Source organism: Sphingomonas sp. MMS24-J13 (genome assembly GCF_044905095.1).
GTDB lineage: Bacteria > Pseudomonadota > Alphaproteobacteria > Sphingomonadales > Sphingomonadaceae > Sphingomonas_I.
In genome coordinates this window covers 3470639-3484085 of the sequence record NZ_CP173258.1, presented here as the reverse complement: position 1 = coordinate 3484085, position 13447 = coordinate 3470639, and the positions used below count along the sequence as shown (strand labels likewise).

Sequence of the window (13447 nt, the reverse complement as noted above, 5' to 3'; positions counted from 1 at the left end):
GACCATGTCGCGCTTTCTGTTTGTCATTCTCGCGTCCGCCACCATGTTCGGCGCGACCAGTGCCGAGGCTGCCGCGCGGAACTTCCCCATCGGAGGCTTCTCCCGGATCCAGAGCAATGTGCCGTTCACGGTTCACGTCCATACGGGTGCCGCGCCCTCGGCGCGCGCGCAGGGGCCGCAGGACGCGCTCGACCGGCTGATCGTGGACGTGGTGAATGGCGAACTCGTCATTCGCAGCAAGCCGGGCAGCTGGTGGTCGGCCTGGAATTGGCATCGTGAGCGCGCATTCATCGACGTGACCGTGCCGATGCTGACCGCGGCGACCCTGTCGGGGCCCGGCGACCTGACGATCGACCAGATCCGTACGCGCGACTTCAACGCCACGTTGCGCGGGCCCGGCGATCTGACGATCGATGCGATCGATACCGGCGATGCCACCCTTACGCTCGATGGACCCGGCGACCTCACCGTCAAGGGCCGCGCCGCGACCGCGCATATCACCCTGCGTGGCCCCGGCGACGTTCGCGCGAGCGGGCTTACGGTGCGCGATGCCACAGTCAATCTTACCGGCCCTGGCGATGTTGCGCTCGGCGCGACCGGGGTGGTCAACGGCGCCCTGTCGGGGCCCGGCGACATCGCCATCCACGGCGGTGCGCGGTGCCAGATCAGCAAGCACGGGCCGGGCGATGTGAGCTGCCGTTAAGGCGGCTCAGATCAACCGCAGCGCTGCCAGCTCGCTCATCAAACCGGGCGGCAGGGCGGCCAGATCGTCCACTGCGCCATTCAGGTCGCCCGGCGCATCATCGGCAGCGAGATAGCGCCAGCCCTGGTGCGCGCGGCGGGGCCTGATACGGACCGGCACGAGATCGGCGTCGATGCGGATATGGCAGCGCCCCTCGACCTCGTCGAAGCCGACGATGCGGCTGCGCGCGATCAGTTGGTGTTTGACGATCCAGTAGAGCGAACCGCCGATCAATTCCTCGTGCCGGGTCGGGCGATAGCGGGTCGGCACCCAGCTTTCGCCGCCGATCGCACGGCTGCTCAGGCGTTCGGCAAGCATGTCGGCATCGGTGCAGCCGACGGCGACCTTGGTGATATGGAGCATCACGCCAATATGGGACGCATCCGCTGCGCCGCTATGCCCCCAGCCCGAACAATGAGGCCAGCCCGAGGAAGGTGAAGAAGCCCATCACGTCGGTCGCCATCGTCACGAATACCGCCGACGACACTGCCGGATCGACTTTGGCACGATCGAGGCAGAGCGGGATCAGCACGCCGGCCAGCCCTGCAACCATATTGTTGATGATCATCGCCATGCCGATCACGATCGCGAGATTGGAATTATGATAGATCAGGAAGGTGCCGAGCCCGATCAGCAGGCCGAGTGAAAATCCGTTGGCGAGTGCGATGCGGAATTCGCGACCGATCATGCGCAACGTGTTGGAACTCGTGAGCTGGTTGGTCGCGAGCGCGCGCACCACGACCGCCAAGGTCTGGGTGCCGGCATTACCTCCCATGCCCGATACGATCGGCATCAGCACCGCGAGCAGGGCGAAGCGCGCAATCTCGCCCTGGAACACCCCCACCACCGACGACGCCACGATCGCGGTGCCGAGATTGACCACCAGCCAGATCAATCGGGTCCGCACCGTCAGGTGGATCGGCTCATTGATGTCGCCGTCGCCCGCGCCGGAGAGCAACAGAGCGTCTTCGCCGGCTTCCTCCTGGATGATGTGGACGATGTCGTCGACCGTGATCATGCCGACGAGGCGCCCGGCCTTGTCGACCACGGCGGCCGAAATGAGCGCATATTTCTGGAAGCGGAGCGCGACCTCCTCCTGATCCATTTCGGCCGGGATCAGCGTCTGCTCATCCTGCATGATGTCTCTGACCGGCGTTGCGTCTGCCGCGCGCATCAGCCAGCTGACCTTGCAGGTACCGACGGGCTTGTGCGCGACATCGACGACGAACACCTCCCAGAAATCGGTGGTGAGATCGTCATTGCCCTGCAGGTAAGCGCGCACGTCTCCCACCGACCAATGCTCGGGCACCGCGATCAGGTCGCGCTGCATCAGGCGGCCGGCCGATTCCTCCGGATAGGAAAGCGCTTCCTCGATCGCGGCGCGATCTTCGGGCTCCATCGCATGGAGGACGGCGCGCTGATCGGCATCGTCCATGTCGCCGATGATCGCGACGGCATCGTCGGTATCGAGTTCGGAGGTCAGGTCGGCGACCTGCTGCGCGGACAAGGCTTCCATGACCTCGTCGCGGACCCAGTCGTTCATCTCCGCGAGGACGTCGCCGTCGAGCAGGTCGGCGAGCGCGGCGGCCAGCGCCATGCGGCTGTCGGCGGGCGCCAGCTCGAGCAAGTCGGCGATATCAGCGGGGTGGAGCCGCTCGACCTCGGCGCGGGCTTCATCGAGCTCGCCCGCCTCGACATGATCGACCACCAGCCGCACGAACTCGTGCGTCAGCCGGTCGTCCGCATCATGGGTCGGGTCGCGGACGTCTTCGGGAAGCGGAACGGCGATCTCGGTCTCCGTTTCGCTCATATGGTCTCTCCCGATTGCGCCCGCCGGGGCGGCTTAGGCGGGGCGCAGGCGCTTGTCAGCCCCTTCCGCGCGCCCATATGGCAGGCGATGCCTTATACGCTTTCCGTCCTGGATCAGTCGCCGATCGCGCAAGGATCGACGGCGACGCAAGCGCTCATGAACACGCTCGATCTGGCGCGCGCCTGCGACGCACTGGGTTATGAGCGCTACTGGCTGGCCGAGCATCATGCATCGCCAGCGCTCGCCGGGGTCGCGCCCGAGGCGCTGATCGGCCCGGTGGCGCTGGCCACGAAGCGGATCCGGGTCGGATCGGGCGGGATCATGCTGCCGCATTATTCGCCCTTCAAGGTGGCCGAGACGTTCCGCATGCTTGCCGCACTCGCGCCGGGCCGGATCGATCTCGGCGTTGGCCGCGCGCCGGGAAGCGATCAGCGCACCGCCTTCGCGCTTCAGCGTGATCGCAGCCGGCTGATGCCGCATGACTTCCCGGTCGGGCTGGCCGAATTGAGCGGCTATCTGGATCACAGCCTCCCTGAAGACCATGCCTTCGCCGTGTTGCAGGATACGTTGCCCAGCGGCGGGCAGGGCTCGCCCGAATTGTGGCTGCTCGGCTCTTCGCCCAATTCGGCGCACTGGGCGGCTGAACGCGGGCTGCCTTATTGCTTTGCCGATTTCATTAATTCGGATGGGTCGGGTCTGGCGCGCGCCTATCGCCATGCCTTCCGCCCGTCGGCGCGCTGGCCCGAACCGCGGGTGATGGTCGCGACCTGGACGATCGCCGCCGAGACGAGCGAAGAGGCCGAGCGCCTCGCCGCGCCCGCCAGGATGATGTTTGCGCATCTCGTCGCCGGAACGCCGATCGCGGTGCCGAGCGTCGAGGAGGCGCTGGCATGGGCCGCGACCAACCCGCATGCATCGCGCCGGAACCGGCGAACCGTGGTCGGTACCCCCGCTGAAGTGCGGCGCGGGCTTAATGCGGTGGCCGAGGAGTACCGCGCGGACGAACTGATGCTGGTCAATATCCTCCATGATCATGGCTCGCGGCGGCGCTCTTACGAGTTGGTCGCCGAGGAATATGGGCTGGCGCGCGTGGGTCAGGCTGCTTAAGGGCGCTCCCCAATCCTATCCCGGCTCGCCAAGGACGAGCGGGAATTCCATTTCTGCAGGAGAAGATACATGGCCGATGATACGCTGACTCTCAATCTCGACAGCGGCGGCGACGTCGTCATCAAGTTGCGCCCCGATCTCGCACCCGGTCACGTTGCCCGGATCGTCGAGCTGGCGAACGAAGGCTTCTATGACGGCGTGGTGTTCCACCGCGTCATCCCCGGCTTCATGGCGCAGGGCGGCGATCCGACAGGCACCGGCATGGGCGGGTCGAAGAAGCCCGACCTCAAGGCCGAATTCTCGTCCGAGCCCCACGTCCGTGGCGTTTGCTCGATGGCGCGCTCGTCCAATCCGAACAGCGCCAACAGCCAGTTCTTCATCTGCTTCGACGACGCGACCTTCCTTGATCGCCAATATACGGTGTGGGGCGAAGTGACGTCAGGCATGGAGTTCGTGGACGCGCTGCCCAAGGGCGAGCCGCCGCGCACGCCGGGGAAGATCGTCAAGGCGACGGTGGCCTGATCAAAAGATCCTCCCCAGCCTTGCTGGGGAGGATTTCTACGAAGCCACCGACTCGAACAACCAGTCGTGGAATATCCGCACCGATCGGCTCGAAAGCGCGGTGCGCCGGGCGGCGAACCAATAGCTGTAGCTCGAATCGACATCGCGATCGAACAGCTTCACCAATCGCGTGCCCGAACTGTCGAGCACATGCTCGTCCAGCATGAAGGCGACGCCCAACCCCTGCGCGGCGGCGTCGAGAATTAAAGGCCCCGAATCGAAATGGTCGACCGCGGCCGGCTCGAGATCGGGCTCGCCGATCGCCTCTCGCCAGATGTTGAACAATTCCGGCATATCGCGGTGGACGAAGATCGTGGCGTTGCGGATGTCCGATGGCGTGCGGATCGCGTCCGGGCCTTCGCGGAGCTGTGGCGATCCGATCGCAGCGATGCGGCTCTGGGCGATCCGGCGGCTGTAGAAAGCGGGGTCCACCTCCCGCGTTATCACGATTGCGGCGTCGAGCCCCTCGCCCAAGCGGGCCAATGGATGCGGCTGGGTATCGAGATCGATGTGGAGGGAAGGGTGGCGCGCGCGCAATTCCGGCAGGCGGTTGATCAGCCGCTGCGATGCAAAAAGTGGCGGGACGTTCAGCCGAAGGCGGAGCAGCTCGGTCTCCCCTAGCGTTGCGTCGATTGCAACAGCGAGAGCGTCGAGCGCGGGCGCGACGCGCGCCAACAATTGCTCGCCATCGCTGTTCAGCATCATCGCCTGATGGCGACGCTCGAACAGCGAACGGCCCACGAAACGTTCCAACGCCTGGATCCGCCGGCTTAACGCTGGCGAAGACAGGGCGAGTTGCTCGGCGGCCGCCTTGACAGAACCAAGACGGGCAACCTGGACGAATGCCTCAACGGCGGTAAGGGGCGGCAGGCGACGCACCTACTTCTCCTTCTGGTCCGGTCGGGGAGGGCCGGAACGCACTGGAGGATAACCGTTCCGCTTATAGATGCTAATTGCGCAATTCGCAACCGCGCCAAAGTTCTTCGCACTTGCACAATATCATCCAAAACGACATAAAGAGCGTGCCTTTCAGGCATCCTCTCCTAGACTTCAGGGCCGGTCGAAAGATCGGCCCTTTTTTTGTCTGGATGCGTTTGGAGGCCATGCTGCTGCCGCCCCCCTCGTAACCCGCAAAACCGCTCCTATCTCGTGACGCGAGGAGAGCGAGGAATGGCTGATAGTGAGGGGCGCAAGCTCCAGGTTGCTAACGCAAGGCCCGAGGATTCCGGGCGTGGGCTGGCACGGTTGTCACGCGCTTCGATGGCGGCCTTGGGGCTGACCGAGGGCGACGTCGTTGAGATTGTCGGAAAGCGATCGACCCCGGCACGCGCGGTTTTGCCCTATGGCGAGGATGAGGGGCTCGAGATCCTGCGGCTGGATGGCCTCCAGCGCGCCAATGCCGGCGTAGGTTCGGGCGACTTCGTCGACGTGCGCAAGGCGGCAAGCACGCCGGCGCAGCGTGTCGTGCTGGCGCCGGCGCAGCAGAATCTAAGGCTGCAGGGATCGGGTGAGGCGCTGAAGCGCAGCTTCGGCATGCGTCCGCTGACCGAAGGCGATGTCGTCGCCACCACCGGCCAGCAGCGGATCGAGCATGGTAACATGCCTCCGGCGTTGCGCACGATGCTCAATGCGCCGGCATTTTCGTTGCAGGAGATCCGGCTGACCGTGGTTTCCACCACGCCGCGCGGCATCGTCCATATCGATCAGGATACCGAGGTCGAACTGCGCGCCGAATATCAGGCGCCGGTCGAGGATGGCGGCCGGCGCGCCGACGTTACCTATGACGATATCGGCGGGCTCGGCGCGACGGTCGATCAGGTGCGGGAGATGGTCGAGCTGCCGCTTCGTTATCCGGAGCTGTTCCAGCGGCTCGGCGTCGATCCGCCGAAGGGCGTGCTGCTCTACGGGCCGCCCGGCACCGGCAAGACCCGGCTGGCACGTGCGGTCGCCAACGAGAGCCATGCCCACTTCTTCCTGATCAACGGTCCGGAAATTATGGGCTCGGCCTATGGCGAGAGCGAGAAGCGCCTGCGCGAAGTGTTCGAGCAGGCGGCGGCCGATGCGCCTTCGATTATTTTCATCGACGAGATCGATTCGATCGCGCCCAAGCGCGGCCAGACGACGGGCGAGGCGGAGAAGCGCCTCGTCGCCCAGTTGCTGACCCTGATGGATGGGCTCGAGCCGCGCCAGAATACGGTCATCATCGCCGCGACCAATCGCCCCGAGGCGATCGACGAAGCGCTGCGCCGCCCGGGCAGGTTCGATCGGGAAATCGTGATCGGCGTGCCGGACGAGCGCGGCCGGCGTGAGATCTTGGGCATCCATACGCGCGGCATGCCGATCGGCGACACGGTCGATCTCGACGAGCTGGCCCGCCAGACTTATGGTTTCGTCGGCGCCGATCTTGCCGCTCTGGCGCGCGAGGCGGCGATCGAGGCCGTGCGTCAGATCATGCCGAAGCTGGATCTGCAGGAAAAGACGATCCCGCCCGAAGTGCTCGATACGCTCCATGTCAGCCGTGAGAATTTCATAGAGGCGCTGAAGCGCGTCCAGCCGAGCGCCATGCGCGAGGTGATGGTGCAGGCACCCAATGTGGGCTGGGACGATGTCGGGGGCCTCGACGACGCGCGGGAACGCCTGCGCGAGGGCGTCGAGCTGCCGCTCAAGCAGCCCGAGGCGTTCCGTCGGCTGGGCATCCGCCCGGCCAAGGGCTTTTTGCTCTACGGCCCGCCCGGCACGGGCAAGACTTTGCTCGCCAAGGCGGTTGCGCGCGAGGCGGAGGCGAATTTCATCGCCACCAAATCGTCAGACCTGCTGTCAAAATGGTATGGCGAGAGCGAGCAGCAGATCGCCCGGCTGTTCGCCCGCGCCCGTCAGGTGGCGCCGTGCGTGATCTTCATCGACGAGCTCGACAGCCTTGTCCCCGCCCGCGGTGGCGGGCTGGGCGAACCGCAGGTGACCGAGCGCGTCGTCAATACGATCCTGTCGGAAATGGATGGGCTCGAGGAACTGCAATCGGTGGTGGTGATCGGCGCGACCAACCGCCCCAACCTGGTCGATCCCGCCCTGCTGCGGCCGGGGCGGTTCGACGAGTTGATCTACGTCTCCGTGCCCGACGAGGGTGGGCGCAGGCGGATCCTGGGTATCCACACCGAATCGATGCCGCTCGCCGACGATGTGGATCTCGGCAGCTTGGCCGAGCGTACGCCGCGTTTCACCGGCGCCGACCTGGAGGACCTGGTACGGCGCGCGGGCCTGTTCGCGTTGCGCGGCAGCCTTGAAGCGACGCAGGTGACCGCGGCCGACTTCGAGCGCGCGCTCGACGAGACCCGTGCCAGCGTGACGCAGGAGATGGAACGCGAATATGAGCAGATGTCGGCGCGGTTGAAACAGGATGCACTGGCGATCGATCCGATCGGATTCATCGCGCCGGGCATGCTGAATCCGCGCGGACCCAAGGGAAGCTGATCCGGACTGTCGTGCCTGTAGAACGTTTCGTCGTAGCCTCCCTCCGCGTCATTGCGGAGGGAGGCTGGGCGATGGGCCCGTGCGGCTTGCGCAATCGTTGCGCATTTGCGAACATTTCAAGACGTATAGGTTTCACAGGGGTTCGGGACGCATGACTTCACCATCCGGCGAGCAGGTGCTCAAGCGCGAGAATTGCCGCCGCGGCAGCACCGGACCTGGCCCGCTCGGCATGTTCTTCCGCGAATTCGTCCGTCATCCGGTCATGGTTGGATCGATCATCCCCTCATCGGGCAAGCTGATCGAGCACATGCTGTCGCGTACCGATTGGGCGAATACGAAGCTGTTCGTCGAATATGGCCCGGGCGTGGGCACCTTCTGCCAGGCGATTCTCGATAAGATGGGTCCGGACGCGAGCTATATCGCGATCGATACCAATCGCGAGTTCATCGACTATCTCGGCCGCCAGTTCGTCGATCCCCGCTTTTTCCCGGTCCTTGGCTCGGCGGCCGACGTTCGCCAGATCATCGCCGATCACGGCCATGAGCATGCCGATTACGTCCTCTCGGGCCTGCCTTTCTCGACCCTGCCCCCCGGCCTCGGCCCCAAGATTTCGGCTGAAACCAACGCCGCGCTCCGCCCCGGCGGCGCCTTCCTGGTCTATCAATTTTCGCCCAAGGTCCGCGATTTCCTGGCGATGAGCTTCGAGCGGATCGATCACGGTTTCGAACTGATCAACATCCCCCCGGCCCAGCTCTACTGGGCCTGGAAGGACTGACAGTCTCCCCGGCTTTGCCGGGAACAGCTTTATGGTCGGTCCACCCCAAAGCTCAGGCGGCGCGTGACCTTTCCGTCCACCACTGCCACAAGCCAGTAGGCCCAGCTCCAGCGGACGCGGTCCCACCATGTCGCTTTTTCGTGCGCCGCGCGCGTGATCGCCCGCGAACCCGCGATCTCGTGATCGACATAAGCGCGCATATAATCCGCGAAGGCCTTATCCTCGATCCGCAGCATCACCTCCAGGTTGAGGAACAGGCTGCGCACGTCGAAATTGGCCGATCCGATATGGACGGCATCGTCGATCACGAACAACTTCGTGTGCAGCTTGGTGCGCTGATATTCGAATATGCTGACCCTCCTGCGCAACAGCCGGTGATAGGTGTGCCGTGCCGCCGCGATCGTGGCGTTGTTGTCGGATTTGGCCGCGGTGACGATCCGGGCCTCGCCACCGCGTTTGCCGACGCGCTCGATCGCGCGAAGCATATGCGGGGTCGGTGCGAAGTAAGCGGCGATCATGTCGATCCGCGTGGCTTTGGCGATCTCGCCGCGAATTGCTTTGGCCCAGGGGCTCAGCCGTCGCATCGGGCCGCCAAGCAGCCAGCAGGCCTTGCCGCCGCCATCGCTCTGGCTCCAATGCGATAGCGCGCGCCGCAGATCGCGCAGGCGCGCGCCGTCGCGGTGCGTCCAGCGTTTGAGCGCATCGAAATAGCCGACCAGGCGCGCGGCCGCGCGTCCCTCGATGCGCAAGCCGAGATCGCGCCACCCATCCTTGTCATCGAAATAGTCGTTTTCGATGTTGAAGCCGCCGATGATCGCGACCCGCTCGTCGGCGAGCGCCAGCTTCTGATGATTGCGGAGCAGGTAGCGGCGCCCGAGCTTGGGCAGGAAGCGACAGACATCGGCGCCGTCGGCGTGGATGCCGGCAAAGAATTCGGGTGGCGCCGAACTGCCGAACCCGTCGACGATTAACGCCACCGTAACCCCACGCTTCAATGCGCGGTCGAGCGCGTCGCGCACTTTCTGGCCGGCTTCGTCGGCGGCGTAGATGTAGTAGAGCAGCCGCAGGCTCGATTGCGCGCCATCGATCAGGTCGATCAGCGTCGCCAACCGTTCCTTTCCTTCGGCCAGGATCTGGAGATGATTGCCTTCGACGGTGAAGGTGCGGCTCGTAATCGGCTTCGTTGACTTTTCCACATCCTCACCTTATCTGACGCACCCTTCTTCCCCACCAAATGCTTGGTCAAGCGGAGCGTTCAATATGGCGCGCGTTACCGTCGAGGATTGCGTCGACAAGATCCCCAACCGGTTCGATCTGGTTTTGCTGGCAGCGCAGCGTGCGCGCCAGATTTCCGGCGGTGCCGAACTCCTGATCGATCGCGATCGTGATAAAAATCCGGTGGTCGCGCTGCGCGAGATCGCCGAAGAACTGGTCCTTCCCGCAGAACTGAACGAGGCGGTCATCTCGGGCCTGCAGCGCGTGCAGGTCGACGAGGAGGACATGCCCGACGCGATCGGTTCGCTGGCCCAGTCGGCGGAGGCGTTGCGCCTTACCGCCGCCGCCCCGCCACGCACCCAGAATCTCGGCCCCGATTACGAATGAGCGAGGCGCCATCCCGGCACGTGTCGGGATGGCGATCGTCTAATCTTCTCTGGTCCCCGCGGTATCGATCCGCACGGCCGGTATCGCCAGCGAGGCCACGAAGGTCAGCAAGGCCAGCACGAACACGCCCCAGAAGGTGATGTGAAGCGCTCTATCGAGCGTCGTGCGGACCGCGTCCATGCCCCCGCCACCGCCGACCTTGTCGAGCAGATCGCGGATCTGATCCGATTTGACGGTCGATCCGTGCGCTGCGAGGCTGATATTGAGCACGCCGCCCAGCAACGCCGCGCCGACCGTGCTGCCGAGACTGCGGGCGAACATCTGCGAGGCGGTCGCCGCGCCGCGTTCGGTCCAGCCGACCGCATTCTGTACGATCACCATGCCCGCGGTGCTGAGACAGCCCATCCCGAACCCCATGATCAAGGACGCGGTCCCCGCCAGCCAGGGGCTGCCGCCGGCGTGGAGGAACAGGAAGAGCGAGGCGCCAATCGGCATGAGCAGGCAGCCCGTGATCAGGATCGGCCGCAGCCCGAAGCGCACCAGATTGCGCGCGGCATAGGTGGCGGTGATCGGCCAGCCGAGCACCATCACCGTCAGGGTCAGCCCCGCAATCACAGCCGAGCGACCGAGCACCGCCTGGACATACATCGGCAGGAAGGTGGTCAGCCCGATCGTCGTCATGCCCGAGAACAGCGAGACGGCGTTGCTCACCGCGATCGGGCGATGCGCCCACACCTTGAGCGAGACCATCGGATCGCTCGCGCGCTTCTCCTGCACCGCGAATAGGATGCCGGCGACCACGAAGGCGATCAGGCCGCACATCATGGTGGTCCGGTGGGTCGATCCGATCTCGGTCAGTGCCAGCATCAGCCCGGTAATCGCGATCGTGAACAGCAGCGCGCCAGTGACGTCGACGCTACGCTGCTGGTGCTCCAGGTCCTCGCGCAGATAGATGATGAAGCCGGCCGCCGCCGCCAGGCAGAGCGGTACGTTGATCCAGAACACCCACGCCCAACTCAGATGCTTGATAACGAGCGCGCCTGCGAGCGGACCCAGCACCGACGAGATGCCCCAGACGCTGGCGAGCCAACCCTGGACCTTGCCGCGCTCGGCCGCGGGGTAGAGATCGCCGATCAGGGTTGCGGTGATCGGCATCATCGCGCCCGCGCCCAGCCCCTGCAGCGCGCGGAAGACGATCAGAGCCGGCATCGACCAGGCGAAGCCGCACGCCAGCGACCCAAGCAGGAAGATCGCGATGCCGATCAGAACGATATGCTTGCGGCCGTAGAGATCGGCGAGCTTGCCGAACACGACCGTCGTCGCCGTCTGGGTCAGCAGGAACGATGCGAAGATCCACGAATAGAGTTTGAGATTGCCGAGGTGGCTTACGATCTGTGGCATCGCGGTCGACACGATCGTTGCTTCGATCGCGATCATGAAGCTCGTGAGCATGATCGAGGCGAGAATCGCGGGTCGGTTGAGTTGGATGTCGGCGCGCATGGGCGTGCGCTAGACGATCGTCTAGCGACGCGAAACCTGCGGTCTGGCCGATAAGGCGCGGGTCGAGAATAGTCGCCTGCGCGGGCATTTACCTGATATTGCCCTTCCGGCGATTGGGCGCGCGGCGAGAATGAGCGGGATGATGCATCAAAAAGATCCCTCGATTCCATGGATGCGCCTGGCGGCCGCAAGCGAACGCATGGCGAGCGCGCGGTCGCTTGAGGACATCGTCGATATCCTGCGCCAGACCGCACGCGAGGTGGTCGGCGCCGATGGCATCGCGGTCGTCGTTCGCGATGGCGACACATGCTTTTACGCGGCCGAGGATGCGATCCTCCCGCTCTGGCAAGGCGCGCGCTTTCCGATGGCGACCTGTGTTTCCGGCTGGGCGATGCTCCATCGCGAGACGGCGATCGTTCCCGATATCGCGCAGGATGAGCGCATCCCCTACGAGCTCTATCGGGAAACCTTCGTGCGCAGCCTGATCATGACGCCGATCGGGGCGCCGGCACCGATCGCCGCGCTCGGTGCTTATTGGGCCGAAAACCGCGACCATGATGCGGTTACGATTGCCAAGGTCGAGGCGCTGGCGCGATCGGCCGCGGTGGCGATCGAGAATGCGCGGCTCATCGAAAGCCTGCGCGAAAGCGAAGGGCGCCTACGCGAATTGGCAGCGACGTTCGAAGCGCGCGTGGTCGAGCGGACGCAGGATCTGATGAAGGCGCAGGAGGTGCTACGCCAATCGCAGAAACTGGAGGCGATGGGCCAGCTGACGGGCGGCGTGGCGCATGATTTCAACAATCTGCTGGTGCCCATCCTCGGCGGGCTCGACATGCTCGCGCGGCGCGGAACCGGCGACGCGCGCGAGCAGCGGCTGATAAGCGGTGCGCTGCAATCGGCCGAACGGGCGCGCGCGCTAGTCCAGCGGCTGCTCGCCTTCGCGCGCCGGCAGCCCCTGACGCCGACCGCAATCGATCTGGCGGCGATCATGCTGGAATTGAGCCCGTTGATCGGCAGCACGATCGGCCCGCGCATCGAACTCAGTCTCGATATTGCCGAAGGGCTGCCGCTCGCGCGCGGTGAGCAGAATCAGGTCGAAATGGCGCTGATCAACCTGGTCGTGAATGCGCGCGACGCGATGCCGGATGGCGGCCGGCTGCGGCTCGAAGCGCATCATGAGGTGGTGTCCGGCGCGCATCGCGCCGGGCTCATTCCGGGCGAATATGTGCGGATCGGCGTAGTCGACACCGGCATCGGCATGAATGCGAAAACGGTTGAGCGCGCGATCGAGCCCTTCTTTTCGACCAAGGGCGTGGGGCAGGGGACGGGGCTCGGTCTTTCGATGGTTCACGGGCTGGCTTTGCAACTAGGCGGTTCGCTGCTGATCGACAGCAGCGAAGGGATCGGCACCGCGATCCATGTTTGGCTGCCTGCCACCGCCGAACTGCTGATCGCCACGCCGATCGTGCGCGAGGCGGCTACGCCGCGCAGTGGGATCGCGCTGGTGGTAGATGACGAGCCGCTCGTTCGCGCCAGTACGGCGGATATGCTGATCGAGCTCGGCTTTGTCGTGCATGAGGCTTCGTCGGGCGCGGAGGCGCTGACGATGCTCGCGACGCGTGGACCGATCGATCTGCTCGTAACCGATCATCTGATGCCGCAGATGACAGGAACCGAACTTGCGGCGGCAACCCGTATCCGCTGGCCTGACATGCGCGTGCTCATCGTCTCGGGCTATTCGGATGCGATCGGGATCACGCCCGACCTGCCCCGCCTCGAAAAGCCGTTCCGCCAGGCCGATCTTGCCGTCAGCATCGCGCAGCTGATGGAGATCGAGGCGGGGGCGTAAGGTTCGCGGCATCGCGCATTCTACATGCCAATG

Annotated in this window: 12 protein-coding genes; 7 read left to right on the top strand and 5 right to left on the bottom strand. The window is 65.0% G+C overall.

All coding sequences use genetic code 11. From position 1 onward, the window contains the following. Nucleotides 1-4: 4 nt before the first annotated feature. Nucleotides 5-703, top strand: a complete 699-nt coding sequence (locus tag AB4Z44_RS15985; RefSeq protein ID WP_404710680.1) for a head GIN domain-containing protein — start codon at nt 5-7, stop codon at nt 701-703. Between the two features lie 6 nt (nt 704-709). Here the strand turns inward: AB4Z44_RS15985 and AB4Z44_RS15980 are convergent, their stop codons facing one another. Together AB4Z44_RS15980 and mgtE are read right to left on the bottom strand one after the other, a co-directional pair. After that, nucleotides 710-1105, bottom strand: a complete 396-nt coding sequence (locus AB4Z44_RS15980; protein ID WP_404714252.1) for a DUF1489 family protein — start codon at nt 1103-1105, stop codon at nt 710-712. Between the two features lie 31 nt (nt 1106-1136). Then, nucleotides 1137-2552, bottom strand: coding sequence for a magnesium transporter (gene mgtE, locus AB4Z44_RS15975; protein ID WP_404710679.1), 1416 nt, complete (start codon nt 2550-2552; stop codon nt 1137-1139). 87 nt (nt 2553-2639) lie between these two features. Between mgtE and AB4Z44_RS15970 the strand changes: the two genes are divergently transcribed. Beyond that, a complete protein-coding gene (locus AB4Z44_RS15970) occupies nt 2640-3659 on the top strand; it encodes an LLM class flavin-dependent oxidoreductase (protein WP_404710678.1) in 1020 nt (339 codons plus the stop codon). Between the two features lie 69 nt (nt 3660-3728). After that, a complete protein-coding gene (locus tag AB4Z44_RS15965; protein WP_404710677.1) occupies nt 3729-4181 on the top strand; it encodes a peptidylprolyl isomerase in 453 nt (150 codons plus the stop codon). A gap of 36 nt (nt 4182-4217) precedes the next feature. Here the strand turns inward: AB4Z44_RS15965 and AB4Z44_RS15960 are convergent, their stop codons facing one another. After that, on the bottom strand, nt 4218-5099 hold the full coding sequence (locus tag AB4Z44_RS15960) for a LysR substrate-binding domain-containing protein (protein WP_404710676.1): 882 nt from the start codon (nt 5097-5099) through the stop codon (nt 4218-4220). Nucleotides 5100-5390: 291 nt separating this feature from the next. Here AB4Z44_RS15960 and AB4Z44_RS15955 point away from each other — a divergent pair, with 291 nt between their 5' ends. After that, the gene (locus tag AB4Z44_RS15955; RefSeq protein WP_404710675.1) at nt 5391-7688 is read left to right on the top strand and encodes a CDC48 family AAA ATPase; all 2298 of its coding nucleotides are present in this window, start codon (nt 5391-5393) and stop codon (nt 7686-7688) included. A 151-nt stretch (nt 7689-7839) separates the two neighbouring features. Further along, nucleotides 7840-8463, top strand: coding sequence for a class I SAM-dependent methyltransferase (locus AB4Z44_RS15950; protein WP_404710674.1), 624 nt, complete (start codon nt 7840-7842; stop codon nt 8461-8463). Nucleotides 8464-8492: 29 nt separating this feature from the next. Here the strand turns inward: AB4Z44_RS15950 and AB4Z44_RS15945 are convergent, their stop codons facing one another. Further along, nucleotides 8493-9659 (bottom strand): phosphatidylserine/phosphatidylglycerophosphate/cardiolipin synthase family protein, encoded by a 1167-nt coding sequence (locus tag AB4Z44_RS15945; RefSeq protein ID WP_404710673.1) that lies wholly within the window; start codon nt 9657-9659, stop codon nt 8493-8495. Between the two features lie 64 nt (nt 9660-9723). Between AB4Z44_RS15945 and rpoZ the strand changes: the two genes are divergently transcribed. Continuing rightward, entirely contained in the window at nt 9724-10065 is a 342-nt protein-coding gene (gene rpoZ / locus AB4Z44_RS15940; protein ID WP_404710672.1) for a DNA-directed RNA polymerase subunit omega, read from the top strand. Between the two features lie 39 nt (nt 10066-10104). Here the strand turns inward: rpoZ and AB4Z44_RS15935 are convergent, their stop codons facing one another. Beyond that, a complete protein-coding gene (locus AB4Z44_RS15935) occupies nt 10105-11565 on the bottom strand; it encodes an MDR family MFS transporter (protein WP_404710671.1) in 1461 nt (486 codons plus the stop codon). A 199-nt stretch (nt 11566-11764) separates the two neighbouring features. Here AB4Z44_RS15935 and AB4Z44_RS15930 point away from each other — a divergent pair, with 199 nt between their 5' ends. Further along, nucleotides 11765-13414, top strand: coding sequence for an ATP-binding protein (locus AB4Z44_RS15930; protein ID WP_404710670.1), 1650 nt, complete (start codon nt 11765-11767; stop codon nt 13412-13414). The last annotated feature ends 33 nt before the right edge of the window (nt 13415-13447 follow it).